The organism is Janthinobacterium sp. GL_088, assembly GCF_057837845.1.
In genome coordinates, this window is the sequence record NZ_CM174453.1 from 6,202,716 (window position 1) to 6,228,381 (window position 25,666).

At 60.7% G+C, this 25,666-nt stretch carries 31 protein-coding genes; 24 read left to right on the forward strand and 7 right to left on the reverse strand.

The annotated features are described in order from the left end of the window. Positions 1 to 46: 46 nt before the first annotated feature. The 7 genes from trmB to AC3IQ7_RS27785 form a co-directional block, all read right to left on the reverse strand. Positions 47 to 727, reverse strand: a complete 681-nt coding sequence (trmB, locus tag AC3IQ7_RS27755; protein ID WP_225242755.1) for a tRNA (guanosine(46)-N7)-methyltransferase TrmB — start codon at positions 725 to 727, stop codon at positions 47 to 49. Positions 728 to 1,052: 325 nt separating this feature from the next. Beyond that, positions 1,053 to 1,373: a nucleotidyltransferase domain-containing protein gene (locus AC3IQ7_RS27760; protein ID WP_489207885.1), complete on the reverse strand. Its 321-nt coding sequence runs from the start codon at positions 1,371 to 1,373 to the stop codon at positions 1,053 to 1,055. Between the two features lie 10 nt (positions 1,374 to 1,383). Next, positions 1,384 to 2,028 carry a hypothetical protein gene (locus AC3IQ7_RS27765; RefSeq protein WP_489207886.1) on the reverse strand — a complete coding sequence of 215 codons (645 nt, stop codon included), beginning with the start codon at positions 2,026 to 2,028 and terminating at the stop codon, positions 1,384 to 1,386. A gap of 9 nt (positions 2,029 to 2,037) precedes the next feature. Further along, positions 2,038 to 2,730 (reverse strand): HNH endonuclease, encoded by a 693-nt coding sequence (locus tag AC3IQ7_RS27770; RefSeq protein ID WP_489207887.1) that lies wholly within the window; start codon positions 2,728 to 2,730, stop codon positions 2,038 to 2,040. 673 nt (positions 2,731 to 3,403) lie between these two features. Beyond that, on the reverse strand, positions 3,404 to 3,619 hold the full coding sequence (locus AC3IQ7_RS27775) for a hypothetical protein (protein ID WP_489207888.1): 216 nt from the start codon (positions 3,617 to 3,619) through the stop codon (positions 3,404 to 3,406). After that, complete coding sequence (locus tag AC3IQ7_RS27780; protein ID WP_489207889.1) at positions 3,616 to 4,680, reverse strand: phage portal protein; 1,065 nt, start codon at positions 4,678 to 4,680, stop codon at positions 3,616 to 3,618. The genes AC3IQ7_RS27775 and AC3IQ7_RS27780 overlap by 4 nt, the downstream gene beginning before the upstream one ends. Further along, positions 4,677 to 6,476, reverse strand: a complete 1,800-nt coding sequence (locus AC3IQ7_RS27785; RefSeq protein WP_489207890.1) for a terminase ATPase subunit family protein — start codon at positions 6,474 to 6,476, stop codon at positions 4,677 to 4,679. Before AC3IQ7_RS27785 ends, AC3IQ7_RS27780 begins: the two co-directional genes overlap by 4 nt. A gap of 136 nt (positions 6,477 to 6,612) precedes the next feature. Here AC3IQ7_RS27785 and AC3IQ7_RS27790 point away from each other — a divergent pair, with 136 nt between their 5' ends. From AC3IQ7_RS27790 to AC3IQ7_RS27905, 24 genes are all read left to right on the forward strand, one after another. After that, on the forward strand, positions 6,613 to 7,401 hold the full coding sequence (locus AC3IQ7_RS27790) for a GPO family capsid scaffolding protein (protein ID WP_489207891.1): 789 nt from the start codon (positions 6,613 to 6,615) through the stop codon (positions 7,399 to 7,401). Positions 7,402 to 7,449: 48 nt separating this feature from the next. Further along, positions 7,450 to 8,469, forward strand: coding sequence for a phage major capsid protein, P2 family (locus AC3IQ7_RS27795; RefSeq protein WP_489207892.1), 1,020 nt, complete (start codon positions 7,450 to 7,452; stop codon positions 8,467 to 8,469). Continuing rightward, a complete protein-coding gene (gene gpM / locus AC3IQ7_RS27800; protein WP_489207893.1) occupies positions 8,469 to 9,185 on the forward strand; it encodes a phage terminase small subunit in 717 nt (238 codons plus the stop codon). Before AC3IQ7_RS27795 ends, gpM begins: the two co-directional genes overlap by 1 nt. 107 nt (positions 9,186 to 9,292) lie before the next feature. Next, positions 9,293 to 9,796 (forward strand): head completion/stabilization protein, encoded by a 504-nt coding sequence (locus AC3IQ7_RS27805; RefSeq protein ID WP_489207894.1) that lies wholly within the window; start codon positions 9,293 to 9,295, stop codon positions 9,794 to 9,796. Beyond that, on the forward strand, positions 9,796 to 10,011 hold the full coding sequence (locus AC3IQ7_RS27810) for a tail protein X (protein ID WP_034778648.1): 216 nt from the start codon (positions 9,796 to 9,798) through the stop codon (positions 10,009 to 10,011). The genes AC3IQ7_RS27805 and AC3IQ7_RS27810 overlap by 1 nt, the downstream gene beginning before the upstream one ends. A 73-nt stretch (positions 10,012 to 10,084) precedes the next feature. Then, positions 10,085 to 10,456: a hypothetical protein gene (locus AC3IQ7_RS27815; RefSeq protein ID WP_489207895.1), complete on the forward strand. Its 372-nt coding sequence runs from the start codon at positions 10,085 to 10,087 to the stop codon at positions 10,454 to 10,456. Next, the gene (locus tag AC3IQ7_RS27820) at positions 10,456 to 11,016 is read left to right on the forward strand and encodes a glycoside hydrolase family 108 protein (RefSeq protein WP_489207896.1); all 561 of its coding nucleotides are present in this window, start codon (positions 10,456 to 10,458) and stop codon (positions 11,014 to 11,016) included. Before AC3IQ7_RS27815 ends, AC3IQ7_RS27820 begins: the two co-directional genes overlap by 1 nt. Beyond that, the gene (locus AC3IQ7_RS27825) at positions 11,013 to 11,525 is read left to right on the forward strand and encodes a lysis system i-spanin subunit Rz (RefSeq protein WP_489207897.1); all 513 of its coding nucleotides are present in this window, start codon (positions 11,013 to 11,015) and stop codon (positions 11,523 to 11,525) included. The genes AC3IQ7_RS27820 and AC3IQ7_RS27825 overlap by 4 nt, the downstream gene beginning before the upstream one ends. Beyond that, positions 11,509 to 11,997 (forward strand): phage tail protein, encoded by a 489-nt coding sequence (locus AC3IQ7_RS27830; RefSeq protein ID WP_489207898.1) that lies wholly within the window; start codon positions 11,509 to 11,511, stop codon positions 11,995 to 11,997. Before AC3IQ7_RS27825 ends, AC3IQ7_RS27830 begins: the two co-directional genes overlap by 17 nt. Beyond that, on the forward strand, positions 11,994 to 12,461 hold the full coding sequence (locus tag AC3IQ7_RS27835; protein WP_489207899.1) for a phage virion morphogenesis protein: 468 nt from the start codon (positions 11,994 to 11,996) through the stop codon (positions 12,459 to 12,461). Before AC3IQ7_RS27830 ends, AC3IQ7_RS27835 begins: the two co-directional genes overlap by 4 nt. A 232-nt stretch (positions 12,462 to 12,693) precedes the next feature. Beyond that, a complete protein-coding gene (locus AC3IQ7_RS27840) occupies positions 12,694 to 13,548 on the forward strand; it encodes an endonuclease domain-containing protein (RefSeq protein WP_489207900.1) in 855 nt (284 codons plus the stop codon). A gap of 158 nt (positions 13,549 to 13,706) precedes the next feature. After that, on the forward strand, positions 13,707 to 14,378 hold the full coding sequence (locus AC3IQ7_RS27845) for a phage baseplate assembly protein V (protein WP_489207901.1): 672 nt from the start codon (positions 13,707 to 13,709) through the stop codon (positions 14,376 to 14,378). Continuing rightward, a complete protein-coding gene (locus tag AC3IQ7_RS27850) occupies positions 14,375 to 14,719 on the forward strand; it encodes a GPW/gp25 family protein (RefSeq protein ID WP_489207902.1) in 345 nt (114 codons plus the stop codon). Before AC3IQ7_RS27845 ends, AC3IQ7_RS27850 begins: the two co-directional genes overlap by 4 nt. Beyond that, the gene (locus AC3IQ7_RS27855; RefSeq protein ID WP_489207903.1) at positions 14,716 to 15,627 is read left to right on the forward strand and encodes a baseplate assembly protein; all 912 of its coding nucleotides are present in this window, start codon (positions 14,716 to 14,718) and stop codon (positions 15,625 to 15,627) included. The genes AC3IQ7_RS27850 and AC3IQ7_RS27855 overlap by 4 nt, the downstream gene beginning before the upstream one ends. Continuing rightward, positions 15,620 to 16,240, forward strand: a complete 621-nt coding sequence (locus tag AC3IQ7_RS27860; protein ID WP_489207904.1) for a phage tail protein I — start codon at positions 15,620 to 15,622, stop codon at positions 16,238 to 16,240. Before AC3IQ7_RS27855 ends, AC3IQ7_RS27860 begins: the two co-directional genes overlap by 8 nt. A gap of 26 nt (positions 16,241 to 16,266) precedes the next feature. Continuing rightward, positions 16,267 to 17,901: a phage tail protein gene (locus AC3IQ7_RS27865; protein ID WP_489207905.1), complete on the forward strand. Its 1,635-nt coding sequence runs from the start codon at positions 16,267 to 16,269 to the stop codon at positions 17,899 to 17,901. A 2-nt stretch (positions 17,902 to 17,903) separates the two neighbouring features. Next, entirely contained in the window at positions 17,904 to 18,437 is a 534-nt protein-coding gene (locus AC3IQ7_RS27870) for a hypothetical protein (RefSeq protein WP_489207906.1), read from the forward strand. Between the two features lie 30 nt (positions 18,438 to 18,467). Further along, a complete protein-coding gene (locus AC3IQ7_RS27875; protein ID WP_489207907.1) occupies positions 18,468 to 19,643 on the forward strand; it encodes a phage tail sheath protein in 1,176 nt (391 codons plus the stop codon). A 58-nt stretch (positions 19,644 to 19,701) separates the two neighbouring features. After that, complete coding sequence (locus AC3IQ7_RS27880) at positions 19,702 to 20,211, forward strand: phage major tail tube protein (RefSeq protein WP_489207908.1); 510 nt, start codon at positions 19,702 to 19,704, stop codon at positions 20,209 to 20,211. 39 nt (positions 20,212 to 20,250) lie between these two features. Beyond that, a complete protein-coding gene (locus AC3IQ7_RS27885) occupies positions 20,251 to 20,559 on the forward strand; it encodes a phage tail assembly protein (RefSeq protein WP_489207909.1) in 309 nt (102 codons plus the stop codon). An 8-nt stretch (positions 20,560 to 20,567) separates the two neighbouring features. Beyond that, positions 20,568 to 20,681: a GpE family phage tail protein gene (locus tag AC3IQ7_RS27890; protein ID WP_489207910.1), complete on the forward strand. Its 114-nt coding sequence runs from the start codon at positions 20,568 to 20,570 to the stop codon at positions 20,679 to 20,681. A 75-nt stretch (positions 20,682 to 20,756) separates the two neighbouring features. After that, a complete protein-coding gene (locus AC3IQ7_RS27895; RefSeq protein WP_489207911.1) occupies positions 20,757 to 23,768 on the forward strand; it encodes a phage tail tape measure protein in 3,012 nt (1,003 codons plus the stop codon). Between the two features lie 15 nt (positions 23,769 to 23,783). After that, positions 23,784 to 24,392, forward strand: a complete 609-nt coding sequence (locus tag AC3IQ7_RS27900) for a phage tail protein (protein ID WP_489207912.1) — start codon at positions 23,784 to 23,786, stop codon at positions 24,390 to 24,392. Continuing rightward, positions 24,389 to 25,621 (forward strand): phage late control D family protein, encoded by a 1,233-nt coding sequence (locus AC3IQ7_RS27905; RefSeq protein WP_489207913.1) that lies wholly within the window; start codon positions 24,389 to 24,391, stop codon positions 25,619 to 25,621. Before AC3IQ7_RS27900 ends, AC3IQ7_RS27905 begins: the two co-directional genes overlap by 4 nt. Positions 25,622 to 25,666 lie beyond the last annotated feature (45 nt).

The window sequence follows — 25,666 nt, forward strand, 5'->3', positions numbered from 1 at the left end:
GCAGGCTTGTTCTCGTGCAAACGGCACAGGTGGGCAAACCGCCAGGTTATTTCTTGATGAACACCAGATCCCACACGCCATGGCCCAGCTTCAAGCCACGGTTTTCAAACTTGGTCAGCGGACGATACGCCGGTTGCGGCGCGTAGCCCTCAGCGCTATTGCGCAGTTGCGGCTCGGCGCCCAGCACGTCCAGCATTTGCACCGCGTAATCTTCCCAATCGGTGGCGCAATGCAGATAGCCGCCCGGCGCCAGGCGATCGGTCAACTGCTTGACGAACGGCGACTGGATCAGGCGGCGCTTGTTATGGCGCGCCTTGTGCCATGGATCGGGGAAGAAAACGTGGATACCGGCCAGCGAATTGGCGGGAATCATGTGCGTCAGCACTTCCACGGCATCGTGCTGCAGCAGGCGCAGATTCGTCAGCGACTCTTCGCCGATCAGCTTCAACAGGCTGCCGACACCGGGCGTATGCACTTCGACGCCGATGAAATCTTTCTCCGGCATGGCTTTGGCGATATGCGCGGTCGTCGCGCCCATGCCAAAACCGATTTCCAGGATCACGGGCGCCTTGCGGCCAAACACCTGCTCGAAATCCATCGATTCCTTGGCGAAAGGCAGCAGGAACTGCGGCCCCAGGGTCTCGAGCGCGCGCGCCTGCGCCACGGAAAGCCGTCCCGCGCGGGTCACGAAACTGCGGATGCGGTGTTCGGTCGGATCGTACATCATCGGCCGCGCCGGGCCGTTTGCTGGGATATCAGAAGACATGGGAATGGAGAAATAAGTGGCCGCGCCGCATCAAGCCAGGCGCCAGCGAAAAATGGAGCGGGTGAAGGGAATCGAACCCTCGTCGTAAGCTTGGGAAGCTCGACAAGGAACTCAACAACCATGCGGGCTTGCGGCCCGTTTCTGCTCCGCAAAGGTGACATTATAGCAGCCGCAGAAGCGGCCATCCATGCGGTGTATTTTACGTTTGTGGAGCAAGTTACGTCCGCTTGATGAAAAACCGATGCGGCTCCGTGTCCCGGTCATTCGGGTTCAACACAGCTCGTCTCTAAGCGGTTGAGTCCAATTGAGCGGAGCGAAAATTCCTCTCAAAAACTTCCGTCACTAATATCGCCCCCTGTTTTTCAATAAAATCAAGGTACCGTTCCTCATTACTGTCCATACATAAAACATCAATTGGAGCGCGAAGGCCTAAGTCGGACATAAGCAATTTCACCTCAATCAAGTCGTGTTCCTCGGTATAGACAATCAGCACATCCACATCTGAAATAGTTAAACTAGAATTTAGAATAGATCCAAACAAATATATTTTACCAGTAGTAAAAGATAGTGCAGCTTCCAAAAGGGATTTCAATATATCAGCAATCAATTTCTCTCGATTAACTATTTAGAGCTCCCAGTAATTGTCTTAGATCGACCACACGAGAACCAGCATCCTTAGCTGCTTGCCGCCCCTCAGGGGTTACTCGACCGTTAGGATTACTAGCAAAAATTGTTCGGCTGTGCCCGAATCTCTGCAAGCCCGTTCTAACCACATCCGCCGTAATATCGTATTCATTCAAAGCCAATATCTGATAGGGAGCCATAGAATTTCTATGGATTATATAAGTTGCATTGTTCAACATTTCCACAGATGCCACAGAGTCGTGCATAGAAAGTATCCTTAAAAGAAATTCTCTCTCCTGTGTTTTGTAGTTACGTAGGTCCTTCTTATTTATGGCTCTCATAAGATCGGATACCCCACCCAACCCAACGGGAACTTTATCAGCAAAATTTATCAAATCGCCTTGAAAAAAAGTATCCTTGGGAATATTTAAAATGAAGTCAATATCTTGGCGAAGGGCGGAGGGAGGTAAGTTTGCCAAAGAAATACTTTTGAGAGCCATTGTAGCTATCAAAACACGACCAATTTCTTCAATTTCCATTTCAACTAGATTATCATCAAGAACGCGTATCACTGAAACCTTTTCGTGCTTTAACTTATCAGCACACCAACGTGCACTCCAATCACCTGTAGCTGCCATATTATTTTCTCACTCGAATATTTTTTGAAAATCATTAGGAAACTGCTCGCCGTTATATTCAGAGGTTCCTAGATGCTTCGCTTCGAAATCATTAACATGTTGTCGATATGCCTCGACAGAATTAAATTCCCCATCGACCAATAAGCCTCGATTTGCATCAACAATACCTATTATCTTTCGGTTATTCGGAATGATTACAGATCGAATTTTTTCACGCCACTGTGCAGGCATGGAGCTTTCCGGGTTAAATCTTTCATCTGTATTTGGACCGTACTTATCAAATACGAATCTATTTTCCCTAAAAAAAGGAATAAGTACAGCTCTGACTTCTACTCTAGAAGAATATACTTTTATCCCAAACTGAGCGGCAAGTCGCTCCTTATGACTTTTTTTCCAACTTAGAATAAGAGGTTCAGGAAAACTTTCTTCGGCCTTATCTATCATTGTGTGGCAGTTAGGGCAAAGCAACACCAAGTTTTCATATCTACTTCGCTCCTCATCGGTCAACCGCATATCGGCTCTTGGACCTTTATCCCCAGCACTGATGATATGAGCAATCTCCGCAATATGAATAACTTCCGTGTCGAATTTTTTGAAAATTTCTTCCCAACAGCCAGGATTCGCGCAATATCCTCCAGAGTCGGCAAATAGTCGAAGTTTTGTCATTGGGGCTAGCGCCACCCTACCATGCGAACAAGTCATATTTTTCCGAGATTGTGGCGATACAGGTGCTTGCCATTGAGCACTCACCTGTACCAAGAGAAAGTTACCTGGATCCTTACATGCTTGAGATTGGCGGTCAAGCAACTTCACTTTAAGAAATAATAGGTTTTTGGTTTTTTCAGGTGCACACCCGCATCAGCGTCGCAAACAAACGAGAACTGCCTTCCACAATACTGAAGTGTTCAAATGACATATGATTAACAAAAAATTAAGCCTTGATTCAGACTAAAACATAGGTTGCGGCAATATTGGACAGGACCCGTTGCGCAAGTACATTGGAGCTATGGTACGGCCCACCCAAGATACGAAAATCGTCCTTCCTATGGTCACAGGACTACCCACACGAAAAACCGCTCAAAGTGCGTCAAAATGCGTCAAATCGCATGCCCCCTCTTCGCCCCGCCGCACCAGTCCTCATGCGCCTTCGGCCATGTTGCAAATTTGAGTCAAAAGACCCCTATATAGCGGGCAGGTGTGGAGGGGGGACAACTGCGCGCGCCGGGCCGAAACTGACCTTTTTCCTGCCTCGGAGGCAACATCATTCGCTGGGACGTGAAAAAGCCGCCTCATGGGCGGCTTGTGCGGTGGCTGGGGCACCTTGGCGCGACTGGACTATCACGGCCCTGCCCTGCCGGCTATCGCGGCGTGGCGGTCATCCTGTGCGGCCGGCGCGGGCCTTGGCCGCTTGCTCCTTCTCGTAATCGTCGCGGCAGTCCACGTTGCAGAACAACCGCGCGGGCGCCAGTGCCTCGTCGCAGTAGTGGCAGCAGCCATGCGCCACCAGGGCGGGCCGGCCGCGCACTGCGGCCAGACCGCGCGCCACCTCGGCAAAGATGATCTTGTCGGTGTTGTCGATATGGTCGCTCATGCCGCGCCCTCCCCGCCCGTGGCCAGGTCATACGGCGCGAAGCGCACCACTTCCACGCCGGCCCACTCGTTGATCGCTTCGAACTGCGCCTGCAGCGGCACCAGTTCATTGCGGGCGAAGACACGCGCGGCAGGCTCGACGGCGCCGAAGCCGCCCGCATTGTTCGGCAGGATTCCCATCAGCTGGGGCGGCACGCGGTGCGCGGCCAGCTGGTCGTCGCGCGTGACGCTCTTGATGTTGAAAAACTCGTCCTTGGCGGCCACGTCCGACACGGGCAAAATCTGGATACCGTCCTTCTTGCCGTTCGGCGCGTACATGAACAGGTTGCGGAAGTTGCCCGGCCCCTTGCTGTCGCGCATGGCCTGGCGCAGGTTGTCCACGTCCTGCGTGTTGGCGGCCGCGTCCGTCATGTAGAACACGAAACCGGCGTGCGAGCCGTTCTTGTAGTACTTGCGGCGAAACAGGGTGGCCGCTTCGTTGAGCCAGGCCGATTGCAGCGCGCTCAGGTACTGCGGCACGCCGTACAGCTCCTGATTCACGTCCGGTTCCATCAGGTGGAAGACGCGGCCCTTGTCGAACTGGTGCACGGCCTGGTAGCCGTTCACGAAGAAATACGTCTCCAGATCGACGCCGCGCCGCATGTACTTGGCCAGCGCATGCTGGTACGCCAGCGCCTTGCCGCTGCGGCTGGGCCTGTCTTCCAGGTAGGCATTACCAAACGTCAGGAAGTCCAGGGCCATACGCTTGAAGGCGTCGCGCGATAAATACTTGCTGGGGATCAGGGTAGACGCCAGCACATTGGCCTTGAAGTGAATCGCGCTGCTGTGGTGCACGCCGGCATTGAATGACTTGGCCAGGCCGGCCAGGTTGACGGGCGGCTCATACCAGTGGCCGTTCTTCCAGCACTCGAAGCAGTCGAGGATGTCGGCGTGCTCGAGCACGGGCGTCGGGTCGCCGAAGGAAAACGCCTCGATGCCGGCGGCGGCCGGCGCCGTGGCCGCTGTTGATGGCGTGCCCTCGGCCTGCTGGCCGCGCGCGCGCAAGTGTCGTGCTTTGCTCAAGAATAAATCTCCATGAAAGAGTGGTGGTTGTCGGTGGTGCCTTCGAACGGCTCGTGATCGAGAGCGTGCATGCAGGCCCACGCCAGATCGGCGTGGCCGGTTTCGTCGCTGCGGCCGGCGACATAGGTCACGTGCCGCCCGCTGGGGGTGAGGGTCTTGTGGATGGCCATGAAGGACTGCGCAATGTCGGTCCAGCCGGCGTCAAATTCCAGCCGGCCCTTGCTGATGATGTTTTTGGCTTTCAGCACCATGCGCGTTTTGACTTCGGGCGAATAGTTCAGGGCCGTGACAGCCGGGAAGAAGCCGCGCACGATGGGCAGCACGCCGATACCCATGCCCGTGGTATCGATGCCGATGTATTCGACGTTGTAGCGCTGCGTCATCTGGCGGATGGCGTCGGCGTGGTCTTCGAAGCTCTGCCCGCGCCACTGGTGGCGCTCCAGGATGCGGAACTTGCCGCCGGCCGTCATGGGCGGCGCCAGCACCACGCAGCCGGCGCTGTCGCCGTTCAAGGCCGGGTCGTAGCCGATCCACACGGGCCGGTTGCCGAACGGGCGCAGGCCCAGCAATGGCTTGTAGTCGTCCCACTCCACCCAGGAATCGACCATGCAGCGCTGCAGCTCGGCCAGCGGGAAAACCGAGGCCGAGTCGTCAATAAAATTGCACATCAGCAGGTTGTCGAACTGGTCGGGGCTGTATTCGAAGTTGCGCAGCTCGTCGATGTCGAACAGGTTGCAGCCGCCGCGCTCCGCGTCCAGGATCGTGACGATCTGGCGCCAGATTTTGTCCTCCCCCGTAAAACCGGACGACAAGCGGCCGTGGCTCACGTCGATGTTGACTTGATCCGCCTTGGCGCGGCGCTTGTTGAACAGCTCGCCCGTCCAGAACGGGAAAGCCTGGTGCGTGGTCGAGGATGGCGTCGAGAAATACGTCTTGCGCCATTTCTTGTGAATGGCCATACCCGAGGCCACCTTGTTGAGTTCCTGGAAATTCTGCGTCCAGAAAAATTCATCGAAGTAAAAATTGCCGTGGTAGCCCTGCGCTGTGCGCGCGTTCGTGCCCAGGAAGTACAGATGCGCGCCATTCGGCAGCACGATGGGGTCGCCCGTCAGCTCGATGCCGGCCGCCTCGCGGGCGAATTGCACGATGTATTGCTTGAAGACGTGGGCCTGGCTTTTTGAAGCGGACAGGAAGATTTGATTGCGCCCCGTCTCCATGGCGTCGGCCAGCGCCTCGCGCGCGAAGTACCAGGTGGCGCCGATCTGGCGGCTTTTGAGGATGGCGCGCGTGCGCTGATCGCCGTTGCGGTACCAGACCTTCTGGTAATCGAAGAGCGAATCCTGGAAGGCGTCGAGCAGCTGGATTTTCTGTTCTTCGCTGAAGTCGTTGCGCGTCGGCTTCTTCTTGGGCCCCGCGTTGCGGTTCGCCAGCTTGGGGTTGAGATCGACCTCGTTGCCGCCCGGCTGCTCATAGCGGCGCACGCGCGCCGCCTGCACGATAGCGCGCATCAGCAGGTCAATTTCCTTGTAATCGCTACCGCTCTTGACCTCTTTTTCGATCAGCTTGACCAGGCGCAGCTCGGCCGCTGCCTCGACGTGCTCGATGGCCTGCGCCTCGTCCCACTCGTCACGTGCCTTCCAACTATTGATGGTGCTGCGCTTAATTCCCAGGTGTCGGGCAATGGACGATATGCGCCAGCCCTTCCAGTAGAGGGCGCGCGCAGCACGGCGCGGCTCGGATTCGGGCACGGCCAGTTCGGCGATTATTTCTTCGGGTTTTTGTTCAATTGCTAGCATGCCGCCAGCGTAGGCCGCGCGCGCGCGGAACGGGGAAAGGCAAAAGTCGCTAAGGCTCATAGCAACCCGCAGCGCATTGAATCGCGGCGCCAAGACGTTGACCATGGCGTTATCCGATCAACCGAGACACGCCACCATGCCTAAATCCCAATTCTTCCGCGTCGCCACCGAAGGCGCCACCACGGACGGTCGCAACATCGACCGCGCCACCATCGAGCAGCTCGCCGCCACCTACAACCCGAAAACCTACGGTGCGCGCATCTGGCTCGAGCACATTCGCGGCATCCTGCCCGACAGCCAGTTCAAGGCTTACGGCGACGTGATCGCGGTGAAAGCCGAGGAAGTAGACACCGACAGCGGCAAGAAACTGGCCCTGTTCGCGCAGATCGAACCCACGCCCGAACTGGTGGCCATCAACAAGGCGAAACAAAAGCTGTACACCAGCCTGGAAATCCAACCCGACTTTGCCGACTCGTCGCAGCCCTATCTGGTCGGCCTGGGCGTCACCGACAGCCCGGCCAGCCTTGGCACCGAGGCACTGAAATTTTCCGCCGGCCGCAAGCAGCAAAGCGCCAACCTGTTCACCTCTGCCGTCGAGGTGACGCTGGAATTTGACGAGCCGCAGGGCATCAAGCTGGCCGACGCCGTGAAAAACCTGCTGTCGCGCTTCTCCAATAAATCCGGTACCGACGCCGCGCAGTTCGCCGACATCAGCGAAGCCGTGCAGGCGCTGGCCGGCCACGTCGTCACCGCCAACGACAACTATGCCGACACCCTCAAGCGCCTCGACGCGGCGGAAAAGGCGCAAAAAGCGACGCAGGAAGAGCTGGCCACCTTCAAGGCGCAGATGGACGAAGCGCCCGGCAACGGCCCGCGCCGCCCTGCCGCCACCGGCAACGACGGCGCCGTGCAGACCGAGTTTTAAGCGCCCGCGCCATCCACCTACCCCAATTCAACAACGGAGCAATGATTTATGAAAAAGCAAACGCGCCAGGTATTTGGCCAATATGAAACCCGCCTGGGCCAACTGAACGACACGGACAACGTGGCCAAGACCTTCAGCGTCACGCCCAGCGTGCAGCAAAAACTGGAAAACAAAATGCAGGAATCGAGCGAGTTCCTGTCGAAAGTGAACATCATCGGCGTGGGCGAGCAGGAAGGCGAAAAACTGGGCCTGGGCGTGTCCGGCCCGATTGCCAGCCGCACCAACACCAAGGACAAGGAACGAGAAACGCGCGACCTGTCCACCATGGACAGCACGAAGTACCGCTGCGAGCAAACCAACTTCGACACGCATTTGAGCTATGCCAAGCTGGACGCCTGGGCCAAGTTCCAGGACTTTCAATCGCGCGTGGCCAATGCCATCCTGACGCGCCAGGCGCTGGACCGCATCGTCATCGGTTTCAATGGCGTGAAAGTCATGGCCACCACCGACCTGGCCGCCAATCCGCTGCTGCAGGACGTAAACAAGGGCTGGCTGCAGCACCTGCGCGAGCAGGCGCCCGAACGCGTGCTGGGCCTGGTCGCCGCAGGCATGCCGGGCAAGGTCATCATCGGCGACGTGGACGGCGCCGACTATGCCAACCTCGACGCGGCCGTCGCCGATGCCGTCAACCTGCTGGACCCGTGGTATCAGGAAGACACCAACCTGGTGGCCATCGTCGGGCGCAAGCTGTTGAACGACAAGTATTTCCCGTTGGTCAACACCAAGCAGGCGCCCACGGAAACCCTGGCGGCCGACATCATCATCAGCCAGAAGCGTATCGGTGGCTTGCCGGCGGCGCGCGTGCCCTTCTTCCCTGACAACGCCATCCTGATTACGCGTTTCGACAATCTGTCGATCTACTTCCAGGAAGGCGCACGCCGCCGCCGCGTCGAGGACGTGCCCAAGCGCGACCGCATCGAGAACTACGAGTCGTCCAACGACGCCTACGTCATCGAAGACCTGGGCCTGGCCGCGCTGGTGGAAAACATTGAGCTGAAAGACAAGTAATGGCGAACCAATCCCCCGCCCTGCGCCACCGCGCGCGCATGCTGGCCGAGCGCACGGCCGGCGCCGCGCCGCCGCAAGGCGTGACCACCGGCACGGCCTACGAAATGATGCTCTACAAGCTGTCCGACGACCGCCGGCGCCTGAAATCCATCCAGTCGGTGGAACGCAAGATCGAAGTCAAGGCCACCTTGCTGCCCGACTATGCGCAGTGGATCGACGGCGTGCTGGCCGGCGGCAAGGGTGCGCAGGATGACGTCTTCGCCACTTTGCTGGTGTGGCACATCGACACGGGCGAGTATGAGCGCGCCCTGGTCATGGCCGCCTACGCCCTGGAGCACAAATTCACCTTGCCCGACACCTACAGCCGCGACATCGCCACCCTGATGCTGGACGAGTTCGCCGAAGGCTATTTGCACGGCAAGCTGGCCGCCGATCCGCAGCACGCCGCGCAGGTGCTGGGCCAGGTGGAACAGTTGACGGCCGCCAGCGATGCGCCCGACCAGGCGCGCGCCAAGCTGCACAAGGCCATCGGCCTGGCCATGATCGCCGTGCTGGATCAGGCCGACGATACCGACATCGCCCCGGCGCTGGTGGCACAGGCGGAAACGGCCATGGGCCAGTTGAAACGCGCCCGCGCCCTGTCGGAGTCCTGCGGCGTCAAGAAAGATATGGAACGGCTTGAGCGGCGCATCAAGCGCGCGGCCGGTTCCACGTAAAGAGCATCCCCCGCAGCACGGCGGCACGGGGGGATTCTGGCCACGCATCGTCAACGATATTTGACCTGATGAACCCCGTCCACCGCCCATTTTTGAAAGCGCCCCGTATGTCCTTCATGGCCCTGCCCCCGTCAACCCAGCCTGGCGCCGCCCCGGCACCGCCAGCGCCGCCCCCTGGCATCATCGAGAACGACGGCTGGTTTCCCGACATCCTGCTTACCGATATGCGCGACGCCATGCGCCTGGACGGCACCGTCACCGACGCGCGCCTGGTACAAGCCGTGGTCGATGCCATCCTGCAGGTCAACCGCGAGCTGGCCGACTGGCAAGGCAAGCAGGCCGCTGCCGGTATCGCCACCCTCGTGGATGTGCCGGCCACGCACATCAACCGTGAATCCCGCCTGCTGGCGCAGTACCGGCGCGCTGTCTACAGCACGGCGAAAGCGGACCTAATCGAGCGTTACCGCGACTACGACAGCACGGCCACGTCCGTCAGCGACAAGAAAAGCATGGAATGGCTGGATGAGGCGCCCGGCGCACAGCGGCGCAATGCGCAATGGGCCATCGCCGATATCGTCGGGCGCACGCACCTGACCGTGGAATTGATCTGATGCAGGTACGCACGCAACAGCACGACACGGTAGACGCCCTGGTGTGGCGCTACCTTGGCGACGGCGCGGGATACGTCGAGCACACCCTGGAAATGAATCCCGCGCTGGCGCGCCACGGCGCCGTGCTCCCTGCCGGCCTGGTCGTCACCCTGCCCGAGCCGGCGCCCAGCACGGGCCAGGTGGCCGCAGCCGATCTTGTGCAGCTTTGGGACTGATCCTGGCATTTACCCTTTATCCATCATGAAAAATCTCTCACCCCTCTCACCCCTCTCACCGGAGAATCAAGCAATGTCCGCAGAATCGTTTGGTGGTTTCGCCACCCTGGTCAAACTGTACGGCTTCAAGGCGGCGCTGGGCATGGTCGGCGCGGCCATGCTGTACATCGTGCTGCCGCCCTTGAATGCCGACGGCACCTTCAACAAGGGCGAATTCGTCGCCCGCCTGGCCTGCGCCGGCGTGTTCTCGTGCCTGCTGGGCGGCACCGTCTACCAGCTTCTATGCGCCCAGGTCCCTGCCATCGGCGCCATGGTCAACGCCTCGGCCATCGACCTGATCGTGGGCGCCCCCGGCTGGTGGGTATCGCGTGCCGTGGCCCTGTGGTTCCAGCGCCGCAGCGACAAGGACATCGCCGAGCTGGTCAAAGACGCAAAGGAACACTGATGGCCACCTCTGACAATGCGCTGATCGCGCGCACCATCGACGCCATCCTGCGCGCCGAAGGCGGCTATGTGAACGACCCGCAAGACAAAGGCGGCGAAACCAATTTCGGCATCACCGTGGCCGTGGCGCGCGCCAACGGCTACACCGGACCGATGCGCGACCTGCCCGTGGCTATAGCGCGCACCATCTACACGGCCCGCTACATCACGGAACCCAAGTTCGACCAGGTGCTGGCCCTGCATGCCGGCATCGGCGCCGAGGTGATCGACACGGGCGTGAACATGGGGCCGCACCGCGCGGCCGAGTTCCTGCAGCGCTGGCTGAATGGTTTCAATGACACGGGCGCGCGCTATCCCGCCCTGTTCGTCGACGGCCGCCTGGGCACGCAGTCGCTGGGCGCGCTTGCATCCTTCCTGAAATGGCGCGGCCAGGAAGGCGCCACCGTGCTGCTGCGCGCCTTGAACGGTCTGCAGGCAACGCGCTATCTGGAAATCACCGAAGCTAACAAGACCCAGCGCCGTTTTCTGTTCGGCTGGATCAAGGAACGGGTGGCCATGTGAGCACGACCACCTGGCGCCCGATGGCCGCCTGCGTGCTATGCGGCGCCCTGACGGGCTGGACGGCGCAGGGCTGGCGCAAGGATGCCGCCATCGCCGAGCTGCAGCGGGCGGCGGCCACCAACAAGACAACAGCCGCCACCGCGCTGGCCCAGTCCACCGCCCGCGTGCTCACGCTAGAGCGCGCCGCCGACGTCGCCCTGGCGCAGCGCGCCGACCACCTCACCCAGGAGCAAACCCATGCGAAAACTGAACGCGACCGTTTCAATGCTGACGTGCGCAGCGGTGCTGTGCGCCTGTCAATCCCCGTCGCCAGCGGCCAGTGCGCCGCAACTGCAGATGCCGCCGCTGCCGCAAGCGATCAGCACCAAACGCGCGCCGAACTTGACCCAGCGACTGCGGCAGCTCTTGACGCCATTGCCGGTGACGGCGACGACGCCACCCGCCAGCTAAATGCCTGCATCGACGCCTACAACACCGTGCGAGACACCTACCATGTACAAACCGAATAGCCTGCGCCAGCACCTGGCCGCCGCCATCCCCGATCTGCAGCGCGACCCCGACCGCCTGCTGGTCTTCGCCGACGAGGGCAACGTGGTGGCGTCGGCCACCGCCTCCCTCTCCTTCGAATACCGCTTCAAGCTCAACCTGATCGTGACCGATTACGCGGGCGACGCCGACGCCATCATGGTGGCCCTGATCGCCTGGCTCAAAGTCCACCAGCTTGACCTGATGGCCAACGAAGAAACCCGCAAGCACGGCATCGCCTTTGAAGTGGACTTCAACAACCACGAAACGGTCGATATTTCCATCAAACTGGACCTGACCGAGCGCGTAGCCGTCAAGGCCGGCGAGGCCGGGCGCCTGGACATCAAGCACCTGGCCGAGATACAGCACATGCCGACTTACGCGGATGAGTTCTGGAAGCTATACGCCGGCGACACCCTGCTGGCCGAATGGCGCACGCCCGAGGCAACGCCATGAGCGACGACCTGCACGCGCTGGAAGCCTGGGCCGGGGCGCTGCTGGCCAAGCTGCAGCCAGCCCAGCGCCGCGCCATCAATCACAAGGTGGCCATCGACCTGCGCCGCAGCCAGGCGCAGCGCATCAAGGCCCAGCAGGGGCCGGATGGCGCGGCCTATCCTGCGCGCAAGCGGCGCAAGGAATTCAAGAGGAAAAACGGCCGCATCAAGCGGCAGAAGGCGGCCATGTTCGCCAAGATTCGTACCGCCAAACACCTAAAAGCAAAGGCGACCGGCGACCAGATCGAGGTCGGTTTCTTTGGCTGGGTAGCACGCGTGGCGCATGTACATCACTTTGGCCGGCAAGACCGCGTGTCAAAAAAAGGACAGGCATACAAGTACCCGGAGCGGCCGCTACTGGGCTTGAGTGAAGCAGATCGGACATTAATACGCGAATCGCTGCTGCGTCACATAGGGAGAAACTAAGATGCATCAATGCAAACTTAAACTGACATTAGTTATCAAATGAGTTAGAGTCGCATAATGCTGAACGCCAATTACCACCAGCAGACATCACTTTAGAGCTTTTCTTTAGACTTAACTATAAACTTTCAATGACGCTATGAAATATCCAGGAAAACCCGAGGCTCCGCCCGGATGGTATAGAGATCGTGCCCCATCCTATATAGAAGGGAAATTTACAAACGAACTAGGTAACATGGCCGATCTAATCGAAAAAGAGACTTGGTTTGGCGACTTAGAGAAACACAGCCGTTACCGCGTTGATTTCATCTTGAGGGACGCACGTTTAATTATTGAGCTGGATGGTCACGAGCATCATTCAACCCCGGAACAGTTAGAAAACGATGCAATCAGACAGAGATACCTTACAAGAGCTGGATTCTCAGTGATTAGATTCACCGGTCGGGAAATCAATAGGAACGTAGTGGGCTGTGTTGGAATCGTTCGAGAAATTTACAAAGAACGCATGCAGCGAGCGCCATCCAAATATCGGGCCATGTACATTGACTACCAATTTGTGATCCGTCAAATGTCAGAAGCACGTAAATTATACCGAGAACTTCACCCTCAACGAACTTTAGAATTGCCGCCGCTGGATGTATTTATCCCCCACGCTATCGAATGGCTCCACGAAAAATCATTTATTACGGCATTTGTCTTCCTTCCTCCCGAAGATATAAGTGACATTATCCATTTAGACGGATCGATGAAAGAATATGAAAAAGGTGAAGTTCGGATAAATGTTTTTTCAGACGAATGGTACACTTTAGAATTAGGAAAACATATGAAGAGTTTTTCTCACTTTTTCGATGAATTCTATCTAGTTGCCGATGACCCCGTATATATTGATCCACTACGGTCCGTCTTACCCAAAGAGTTTACTGAGGAACAGCTTGGCAAACACTCGTTCAAATTCCTCGCAAACGGAAAGCTTCTCAGGAAATGTAATGATGACACCTCCTTTGCAGGGACCGATTTGGCCCATGTTCGTTGGCAGGACATTTTCTATCCAATTGGCGCATCAATGGGATTGGAATTGAATGAACTCTAAATTCAGTCACAGAGTTGATGGAATGGCTTATTGATTGGGGAAGCCGCCGCCATCATTCCCTGCGCTGAAAATATGATTTGATGCATCACGGGCTGCCATAGTCACTAAGCCACTTATCAACCCGCCCCCGCGTGCATCCGCACGCGGACTTCGGCAACATGCACTGCATGAACGCCGACCTGTCCGACCTCCTCCGCTTGCTGCAAAACCTGATCCGCCTGGGCACCATTGCCGAGGTCAAAGGAGCCAAGGCGCGCGTGCGGCTCGGGCCAACACTCACCACCGAATGGCTGAAATGGGCCACACGGCGCGCCGGCAGCACGCGCACCTGGTCGGCGCCCACCGTGGGCGAACAAGTGATCGTCTTTTCCCCCGGCGGCGACCTGACGCGCGGCATCATTGTGCCGGCGCTGTACTCGCAGGCGTTTGATGCGCCCGAATCCAGCCCCACCATCCATACCACGCACTACCCTGACGGCGCCGTGGTGCAATACGACCATGCGGCCCACGCCCTGACCGCCACGCTCCCCGGCGGCACGGCCACCGTCACCGCCGACAAGGTGACATCGAACGCGCCCAGCACCATCTGCACGGGCGACCTGACCGTCATGAAAAACCTGATCGTCATGCAGTCCACCACCGTGGAAGGCACCACCACCCTGAACGGCGGCGTGAACGCCAAGGCCGGCGACGCTGGCGGCGTGGCCATGGCCGTGCAAGGGACGATCAAAGCCAGCGAAGACGTGCTGGCCGGCGCCATCAGCCTGGCCAAGCACCCGCACGGCGGCGTCAAAGCCGGCGGCGACCAGTCGGGCGGGCCACAAATATGATGGGCATGCATGCCACCACCGGGCGCAGCCTGACGGGCCTGGATCACCTGCGCCAGTCCGTGACCGACATTCTGACGACGCCGATGGGTTCGCGCATCCGGCGCCGCCGCTATGGTTCCGAGGTGCCCGAGCTGATCGACCAGCCCCTGAACAGCGCCACGCAGTTGCGCATCTATGCGGCCACCGCCTTTGCCCTGCGCCGCTGGGAGCCGCGTTTGCAGCTTGCCAGCGTGCAGCTAACGCGTGACACGGACGGCGCCATCACGCTGCTGCTGGATGGCACGGCGAATGGCCAGGGTATCACCCTGGCCGTGCCCGTCAAGCAAGGGGGCGTCGTATGAGCACGCCCATCGACCTGACCCAATTGCCGGCGCCCAGCGTGGTAGAAGCGCTGGACTTCGAAGCCATCCTGGCCACGCGCAAGGCGCATCTGGTCAGCCTGCTACCGGAAGCCGAGCGCGCAGCCGTCACGGCTCTGCTGGAGCTGGAATCGGAGCCAGCCACCAAGCTGCTGGAAGAAAACGCGTACCAGGAAACCATCCTGCGCAACCGCGTCAACGAAGCGGGCAAGGCCGTCATGCTGGCGTTTGCCCTCGATGGCGACCTGGACCAACTAGGCGCCAACGTCAACGTGGCGCGCCTGGTCATCACGCCGGCCAATCCCAACGCCCTGCCGCCCGTGGCCGCTGTCATGGAAGACAACGACGCCTACCGCCTGCGCATCCAGGAAGCGCCGGCTGGCCTATCCGTGGCCGGCCCGAAAGCGTCGTACGAATTCCACGCCCGCAGCAGCGACGGCCGCGTCAAGGACGCAAGCGCCACCAGCCCGGCGCCGGCGCACGTCACCGTCACGGTGCTGGCCAACAACGCCACAGGCATCGCCGACGCTGCACTGCTGGCCACCGTGACGCGCGCACTCAACGCCGAGGACGTGCGCCCGCTGGGCGACCGCCTGACGGTACAAACCGCCCAGGTCATCGATTATCAAATCGAGGCCACCTTGTTTATTGGCGTCGGGCCGGAAGTGCCGATTCTGCTGGACGCCGCGCGCGCCAACGCCGTGCGCGTGTCGCAGCCGCGCCGCCCGCTGGGCCACAGCATCTACCGGTCCGCCTGCAGCGCCGCCGTCCACGTCGAAGGCGTGCGCAAGGTCGTCTTGACCAGCCCGCTGGCCGACATCGAACTGAACGCCACCCAGGCCGCGCGCTGCACCGCCATCAATTTAAACGTGATGGTGCTCGATGAATAAGCTTGTTCCGCCCCTACCACCCAACACCACGGGGCTGGAGCGCGCCATTGCCGTGGCCTGCGCCGAACTGGTCAACGTGCCCGTACCACTGCGCGACCTGTGGAATGCCGACCGCTGCCCGGTCAACCTGCTGCCGTTCCTGGCCTGGGCGTGTTCCGTTGACCGCTGGGACGACGCCTGGCCCGAATCGATCAAGCGCGGCAGCATCAAGGCGGCCTATTTCATCCACAAGCACAAGGGCACGATTGCCGCCGTGCGCCGCGTGGTGGAGTCCTTGGGCTACCTGATACGCATTACCGAATGGTGGCAGACCACGCCACCCGGCACGCCGGGCACCTTCCGCCTCGACGTCGGCGTGCTCGACACGGGCATCACGGACGCCATGTTTCAGGAAATGGAACGCCTGATTGCTGACGCTAAGCCCGTCAGCCGCCATATGACGGGCCTGGCCATTTATCTGGAAAGTCGCGGCAACGTCTACGCGGGCGCTTGCGCCTACCACGGCGACAGCATGACCGTGTATCCCTGGATCGCGGAAACCATCGAAGTGCGCGGCACGCTGTTACAAAGCGGCGCATCCCATACCATCGACACTCTGACCATCTATCCATGAGCACATACTTTGCCATCCTGACCGAAGTGGGCGAGGCCAAGCTGGCCAACGCCATCGCCCTGGGCCAAACCCTGAAACTGAAAAACCTGGCCGTGGGCGACGGCAACGGCAATCTGCCCATGCCCGTACGCACACAAAAGGCGCTGGTGCGCGAAATGCGCCGCGCCGGCCTGAACCAGCTGACAGTCGATCCGGCCAATACCAGCCAGATCATCGTCGAGCAGGTTCTGCCCGAGGACGTGGGCGGCTGGTGGATACGCGAGATTGGCATCTTCGACGAGGCCGGCGACCTGTGCGCCGTCGCCAACTGCCCGCCCAGCTACAAGCCCCTCATGGCCGAGGGCAGCGGCCGCACGCAAGTGGTGCGCATCGTGCTGATCGTCACCAGCACGGCCGCCATCGAGCTGAAAATCGACCCGTCCATCATCCTGGCTACGCGCAAGTATGTCGATGACCAGGACATTACCGTGCGCGCCTACAGCGACACGCAACTGGCCAGGCACCTGGCCGCCGCAGATCCTCACCCGCTGCTGGCAAAACTCTCCTACGTCGATCAACAAGACGGCAAAGTCGCCGTTTACGCCGACCAGCAACTGGCCAAGCACCTGGCTGCTGCCGATCCGCACCCGCTGCTGGCGAAGGTCGCCTATGTCGATCAACAAGACAGAAATGTCACTGCCGACGCGGCACAACGTCTGGCCGGGCACATGGCCGCTGCCGATCCGCACCCGCTCCTGGCCAAGGTCGCTTATGTCGATCAGCAGGACAAGAATGTCACTGCCAATGCGGAGCAACGACTTGCCGGGCACATGGCTGCCGCCGACCCGCACCCGCTCCTGGCCAAGGTCGCCTACGTCGATCAACAGGACACCAGTGCACGCGCCTATGGCGATCAGCAATTGGCCAAGCACCAGGCGGCGGTCGATCCACATCCGCAGTACAGCATGAAGACCGTGGAGACCCTGTCAAAGTTCGAGGCGTCGAAGAAGCTAGCCAATGCCCAATTTGTGCAGCAGGCGCAAGGCAGCATGGTGAAATACATCAGCGTCGGCGCAAGTCGCACCCTGACAGCGGATGATATGGGCGCTGCCCTGTACTTTCTCGCCGACGGCCTGACCCTCACAATTCCCAGCCCGGATTCGCTGGGCATTCCTGCCAATTCGGGCAAGTACTTCAAGCTCTTTGGCCTGAACCAATTCACGGGCACGATTGCGTCTGGCGCTGGCGTGGCTATTGGCTATGACATTGGCGATGTAAAAAAAATTGTCATCAAACAAGGCCAGTTCATCACCTTGATGGCGACCTCGGGCCAGGTCTGGCAAGTCATCGATGCGACGGCAGAAATGGGGCGCAATGCTGATTTCTCCGGTGTGCTGGGCGAAGCAAGTTGGCGGCGTCTTCCAAATGGCGATATCGAACAATGGGGAACAATTTCCGGATCCGCCGTCATGGCGCCGTTCACCCCGAACCTGACGTTTCCCATTGCCTTCCCGAATGCCTGCCGCGCCATCACGGTGCAGTGCATGAATGCCCTGTCGTCGGCTGGTTACAGCGGCCGCACGACAGATAAAACTCTTTCACGCACCGGCGCGTGGGTTTCCAACTCCAACGGCGTGACTGCCGTTCCCGACGTTCTCTGCTGGCGCGCGATTGGCAACTGAGCATGACATCTATTATCGAAAGCGAGTCCACCATGTACTTTTCAAGCAATACGCGCGGCTTCTATCCGGAGCAAATGCGTGCCGATTACGATGCTGCAGGCACCTGGCCGGATGATGCCGTTGAGGTATCGCCCGAAGACGAAGCGCGCTTGCGCGACGCCATTGCCGCGTGCGCAGCCATCCGCATGACCGCCGGCGGAAAGTGGAAAATCACCGCCGCCCCGCCGCCACCGTTTGCCGTGCTGGCCGCGCCAGTTCTGGCCGGCGTGCGCCAGGTGCGCGACGCCATCCTCAACCGCCTGGCCGGCATCGGCTTTGCCGCCATGGCCGATGGCGACGCGGATACCGTGCAAGCCATCGCGGCGGCGCGCGCCTGGCTGCTCGACATCACCATCTGCCCGACGGTTGCCGCCGCGCAGGACATCGAGGCGCTGCAAGCGGCCGTCAACGCTGAATTCGCGCGCATCGCCGCCACGCTGTCCGGCGAGGCGCGGCGCGCTTTCGATGATACCGCCGGCATGGCATCCACCCAGTAACGCCTTTTCACTACTCACCAGGAGAGCCCTATGGCCACCGACTACCACCATGGCGTGCGCGTCATTGAAATCAACGAAGGCTCGCGCCCGATCCGCACCGTGTCCACGGCCGTGCTGGGCCTGATCGCCACGGCCGACGATGCCGACCCGGCGGCCTTCCCGCTCGACACGCCCGTGCTCGTCACCAATGTGCTGGCCGCCATGGGCAAGGCCGGCAAGACCGGCACCTTGTACCGTGCACTGAAAGCGATTGCCGCGCAGACCAAGCCCCTGACGGTCGTGGTGCGCGTGGCCGAAGGCGAGACGGAAGCGGAAACCACCAGCAACACTGTGGGCGGCACCTCGCCCGATGGCAAATACCTGGGCGCCCAAGCGCTGCTGGCCGCGCAAAGCAAGCTGGGCGTGAAACCGCGCATCTTGGGCGCGCCAGGGCTCGATACCCAGGCCGTGACGAATGCCCTGGCCAGCGTGGCCCAGCGCCTGCGCGCCTTCGTGTATGCCTCGGCCTATGGCTGTGCCACCGTCACGGCGGCCACCACCTATCGCGGCCAATTCGGCCAGCGCGAGGTGATGATGATCTGGCCGGATTTTGTGAACTGGGATACCGCCACCGATACCGAGGCCAGCATTTCCGCCGTCGCTTACGCCATGGGCCTGCGCGCCAAGATCGACGAGGAAACGGGCTGGCACAAGACGCTGTCCAACGTGGTCGTGAATGGCCCGACCGGCATCACCAAGGACGTGTTTTTCGATTTGCAAGACCCGGCTACCGATGCCGGCGTGCTCAACGCCAAGGAGGTGACCACCCTGATTAACATGGGCGGCTATCGTTTCTGGGGTTCGCGCACCTGCGAGGAACCGGGCGGCTTCTTCTATTTCGAAAGCTACACGCGCACGGCCCAGGTGCTGGCCGACACCATCGCCGAAGCGCACTTCGCCTATGTCGATGTGCCCTTGCATCCATCCCTGGTGCGCGATCTGCTGGAAAGCATCAACGCCAAATTCCGCGACCTGAAACTGCAGGGCTACATCATCGACGGCCATGCCTGGTATGACGAGCAATACAACGACAAGACGGGCCTGAAAGACGGCAAGCTGGCCATCGATTACGACTACACGCCCGTGCCGCCGCTGGAAAACCTGAAATTCCAGCAGCGCATCACCGACCGCTACCTGGCCGACTTCGCCTCGCGCATCGCCGCGTAACCATCCAATCACCACCCTGCCCGCGCCAGCGCGGGCGCATTGAACTACTGGAGAAATTATGGGCTTGCCCCGCAAACTGAAAAACTTCAACCTGTTCCAGAACGGCGTCTCCTTCATGGGCATGGTGCCGGAAGTCACCTTGCCGAAACTGAGCCGCAAGATGGAAGAATACCGCGCCGGCGGCATGAGCGGCCCCGTGTCCGTGGACTTCGGCAACGAGGCGCTGTCGCTGGAATGGAGCGCCGGCGGCCTGATCGCCGAAGCCCTGAAACAGTACGGCGCACACACGCACGGCGCCGTGCAACTACGCTTTGCCGGTGCCTACCAGGAAGACGACGATGGCACGGTCGCGGCCGTCGAGGTCGTCGTGCGCGGCCGCTACAAGGAAATCGACATGGGCGGCGCCAAGATGGGCGACGACACGACCCACAAATACACCATGGCTTGCAGCTATTACAAGCTGCTGATCGACGGCGCCACCGTCATCGAACTGGACTTTATGAGCGGCACCGAGAACTTCGGCGGCGGCGATACCAACGCCGCCATCCGCAAGGCCATCGGCCTGTAATCCCCCTTTTATTCACCACCACAACACAAGGAACACAGCATGAACAACGAAAACACAAACCAAGCCGTCATCGAACTGGACGACCCGATCAAACGCGGCGACAGCTTCATCAGCTCGCTGACGGTGCGCAAGCCCAAGGCCGGCGCCCTGCGCGGCATTTCCCTGATCGAGCTGGCCAACCTGAACGTGTCGGCCCTGCAGATCGTGCTGCCGCGCATCACCGAACCTACCTTGACCGCGCACGACATCGCCAACATGGACCCGGCCGACCTGCTGGCCGTGGGCGCCGAGGTTGCCGGTTTTTTGGCGAGCAAAGCAGATCGCCTTTCGGTATCCCCGGCCAAGTAGAAGACGCCATGGCCGACATTGCCGGCGTCTTCCACTGGACGCCGGCAGCGATGCACGGTTTTACGATTGATGAACTGATGGCCTGGCGCGAACGCGCCCGGCAACGAAGCGGAGCGGAATAGATGGCTGGTCGGGATTTGAAGTTACAGGTAGTGTTTGCAGCGCTGGACAAAATCACCGGCCCGCTGAAAAAAATCATGAGCGGCTCCAGCGACACGGCCAAGGCGCTGAAGGCCACAAGCGACCGCTTGCGCGATCTGAACACCCAGCAGAGAAACCTGGGGAAATTCCGCGAACTGCATAGCGGCATTCGAACAACGGGGATTGAGCTGAAAGAAGCTCAAAAAAAAGTAAAAGAGCTGGCCGCAAGCATAAAACAGACCGAGTCTCCTACACGCGCCATGACGCGTGATTTGAAGGCGGCGACGAAGGTCACGCAGGCCTTGACGCTGAAAGGCCGAGAACAGAGCCAGCAATTCCGCGTCCTGCGCACCAGCCTGAAAGACGCAGGCATCGACACGCGCCAGTTGGGCAAGGCGCAGGAATGGCTAAAAAACAGTATCCAGTTGACGAACGTTGAACTGGCCTCGCAACAAAAGCGCCTGGCCGCGTCCGCCGCCAAGCAGCAGCGCGTCACCAACGCCACCCAGCATGCCGACAAGCTGCGCAACAAGGCGGGCAACCTGGCCATGGCCGGCGCAGGCGCGACCGCCACGGGCGCCGTGCTGGGCGCGCCCGTCATCAAGGGGCTGAACGAGGCCAAGCACTATCAGACAGAGGTGGGCAGGGTCAACGCCCTGGGCTTGGGCGACAAGGTATCAGCCGAGGCCGTCGCCTTCGCCCGCAACATGAAGACCTACGGCACCAGCCAGCTCGACAACCTGCAACTGATGCGCGACGGCATGAGTGCCTTTGCCGACGTGCATCACGCGGAAATGGTCGCCCCTACCCTGGCGAAGATGAAGTTTGCCAATCACGCCTTCTTTGGCGAGGCCGAAGGCGCCGACAACGAACGCAAGTTCATGGACATGCTCAAGGTCATCGAGCTGCGCGGCGGCCTGGAAAGCAAGGAAAAGTTTGAAGCCCAGGCCAATATCGTGCAGCAAGTCATCACCGCCACGGGCGGGCGCGTCGGTCCGAACGAATGGCTGAACATGATTAAAACCGGCGGCATCGCGGCCAAGGGCTTGAAGGATGACGCCTTTTACTACCAGATGGAACCGCTGGTGCAGGAAATGAGCGGCAACCGCGTCGGCACGTCCCTGATGAGCGCCTACCAGAACTTGTATCAGGGCCGCACGACGAAGCGCTCGGCCAAGAAACTGGAAGAATTTGGCTTGATTGGCGACAAAAGCAAGGTCACGCATGATAAAGCGGGACAACTTTCCTTCCTAAATCCCGGCGCGCTGCTGGGCGCCGAGCTGTTCCGCGAAAACCAGTTCGAATGGCTGGAAAAGGTGCTGTTGCCGCAACTGGCCAAGAAGGGCATCACGGAAAAGAAACACGTGCTCGATGCCATCGGCAGCATCTTTTCCAACCGCACCGCGTCGAACCTGTACTCGCAGATGTATTTGCAGCGCGTGCAAATCCACAAGAACGAAAAGCTCAACCGTGGCGCCGCCGATATTGGTCAACTGGACAAGCTGGGCCGCGACTCGGCCGCCGGCAAGGAACTGGAAGCGCAGTCCAAGCTGGCCAACTTGAAGCTCACCATGGGCGAGAAAATCCTGCCGCTGTACGCGCAGGGGCTGGAGATGGCGATTACCGCCGTGCAGCGCCTGAACGGCTTCATGGAACGCAACCCGACCGTGGCCAAGATCATGATTACCGCCTTTGCCGTGCTGGCCGGCCTGCTGCTGGTACTCGGCCCGCTGATGCTGGGCATTGCCGCCATGATCGGCCCGTATGCCATGCTGCACGTCATGTTCGCCAAGATGGGCGTGACCGGCGGCGTGCTCACGCCCATCTTGCGCAACCTGGGCGGCGCCTTCATGTGGGCGGGCCGCGCCATGCTGTGGCTGGGCCGCGCTCTTCTGATGAACCCGATTGGCATTGCCGTCACGGTCATCGCCGGCGCCGCCTTCCTGATCTACAAATACTGGGAGCCGATCAAGGCTTTCTTCGGTGGCCTGTGGTCGGACGTCAAGGTGGCGTTTGCCGGCGGCTTTACCGGCATCAACAGCCTGATCGCCGACTGGTCACCGCTGGGCCTGTTCTATCGCGCCTTCGCCGGCGTGCTGGGTTGGTTCGGCGTTGCGCTGCCGGCCAGGTTCACCGACTTTGCGGCCGACATCCGGGGCCGCCTCGCCAAGGGACTGGCGCCGCTGGCCGGCTTCTTTACCGGCATCTGGTCGCAGATCAAAACCGCCTTTGCCGGCGGCATCGGTGGCGTCGGCGCCCTGATCGCCAACTGGACGCCGCTCGCCCTGTTCTATCGCGCCTTCGCGGGCGTGCTGGGCTGGTTCGGCATTGCGCTGCCGGCCAAGTTCACCGACTTCGGCGCCAGCATCCTGCAGCGCATCACCGCGTCCTGGGCGCCTATTTCCGCCTTCTTCGCCGATATCTGGTCGCGCCTGCGCACCGTCTGCGCCGGCGGCATGGGCAGCATCACCGCCCTGATTATCAACTGGTCACCGGTCGGCGTGTTCTACCAGGCGTTCGCGGGCGTCATGAGCTGGTTCGGCATCAAGCTGCCGGCCCAGTTCACCGAGTTCGGCGCCAACATCCTGCGCGGCCTGGTCAACGGCATCACCGGGTCCATGGGCCCCGTCAAGGACGCCATCAGCAATGCCGGGGCCAGCACCATTGCCTGGTTCAAAGAAAAGCTGGGCATCCACAGCCCGAGCCGCGTGTTTGCCCAGCTCGGCGACTACACCATGCAGGGCTTGGCCGTAGGCCTGGACCGCAGCGAGGATGCGCCGATTGCCAAGATATCGGGCATGGCGCAGCGCCTGACGCAACTGGGCGCCGGCATTGCCATCGGCACGGCCACTGCCCTGCCGGCCAGCGCCTTTGACACGCGCGCCCCGCTCTCACAAGGCGGGTTCGGCGCCGGCATGACGATTCAGGGCGACAAGATCGAAATCACCTTTCATGTGCAGGCCGGCACCGATCCCCAGGCCATCGCCCGCGCCGTGTATGCAGCCATGGAACAGCGCGACCGCGAAAAGGCCGCACGCATCCGCTCGTCCCTGCGCGACCACGATTAAGAAAGAAACACCACCATGATGATAATTTTAGGAATGTTCGTGTTCAGCCTGCCCACCCTGGCCTATCACGAGCTGCAGCGGCAAACGGAATGGAAGCACGCCAGCACGGCGCGCGTGGGGCTGCGCGACGCGCACCAGTACGTGGGGCCAGGTGACGACACGATTACCCTGTCGGGATGGGTGGCGCCGGAACTGACAGGCTCCCTGTACTCGCTCGATGCGCTGCGCATGATGGCCGACACCGGTAAATCGTGGATTTTGATCCAGGGCACGGGCCGCATTCTCGGCTCGTACCGCATCACGAGCATGACCGAGGGGCGCACCATCCTGGACGGCAGCGGCGGCGCGCGCCGCGTCGAGTTCTCAATTGCGCTCAAGCGCGACGACGACGGCGTGCTGGCCATGGTGGGCCTGGGCGACATCGGCGACCTGAAAAACATGCTCAGCATCGACGGCATGACCAGCAGCATCGCCGGCGCGGCCAAGAATGCCGTGGGCAGCGTAGTGGGCAATGTGGTCGGCGGCATCACATCGAAATACGGCGGCGTGGTCAGCGAAATGAAAGACAAGATCGGCGGCAGCATCAGCGACGCCATCGGCAGCGCGGCGGACAAGTTCAAATGAGCGAGCATATCCCCGCCTTCAAGGTCAGCATCGAGGACAAGGATTTGACGGCCATCGTTTCGCCGCGGCTGATCAATCTCACCTTGACCCTCTGCCGTGGCGACGAGAGCGATCAGCTCGACATCTCGCTCGACGACAGCGACGGCAAGCTGGCCCTGCCGCCGCGCGGCGCGCAGATCGCCCTGGCGCTGGGCTGGCAATCATCCGGCCTGGTGGACATGGGCAAGTTCACTGTCGACGAGGTGGAGCACAGCGGCGCGCCCGACACCATCACCCTGCGCGCCAGGTCGGCCAACCTGATCGACACATTTAAACAGCAACAGGAACACAGCTTTCACAAGACCACGCTGGGCGCCATCATCGAGGCCATCGCCTTCCGCAACGAGCTGGCGTCTGGCGTCTCGGCGCGCCTGCGCGATACCGCCGTCGAGCACATCGACCAGACCCACGAAAGCGATGCGGCCTTCCTGCGCCGGCTGGGCAGGAAATACGACGCGGTGGCCACCGTCAAGAACGATACCTTGCTCTTCATCCCCATCAACCAGAGCCGCACCGCCAGCGGTAAGGCGCTGCCCGTCATTCCCATCACGCGCGCCCTGGGCGACGGCCACCGCTACCACAGCGCCGAAAGCGACGCCTACACGGGCGTGCGCGCCTTCTGGCACGACGAGCGCTACGCGCGCCGCCGCAGCGTGGTGGCCGGCGTGCCCGGCAACAGCAAGCGCCTGCGCACCACCTTCGCCAGCGAAACCGACGCGCGCGCGGCGGCCGTCGCCGAATGGCAGCGCATCCTGCGCGGCCTGGCCACCTTTGAAATGAGCCTTGCCCTGGCCAACCCGGCCGTGTTCCCGCAATCGCCCGTCACCGTGCAAGGCTTCAAGCCCGAGATCGACGCCACCGAATGGCTATCGGTCAAGGTCACGCACAGCTTGGGCGGCAACGGCTTTACCACGCGCGTGGAATTTGAAACGAAAACGGAAGCGGTCGAGGCCGAGCGAGAGAACGAGAAAGACCCGGACGAAGGCATCACGGGCGTGGTGGCCAGGTGGAAGGACGTGGCGGCGAAGAAGAAAAAAGCGGGCCAAGAGCAGGCCGGTGCCACGGGCACGCTCAAGACGCTGGAGCATCTTTACAAGAGCAAGCAGGCCGCGAAGCGTGCGGCGCTGCATGCGTGGAAGCATATTGAGGAAGTTCGGGACATCATCCGTGAGAACAACGAAGAACCTTGAAGATCTGAAAGTAACAAGGCAGATCATGGCGAAAAATAGCATAAG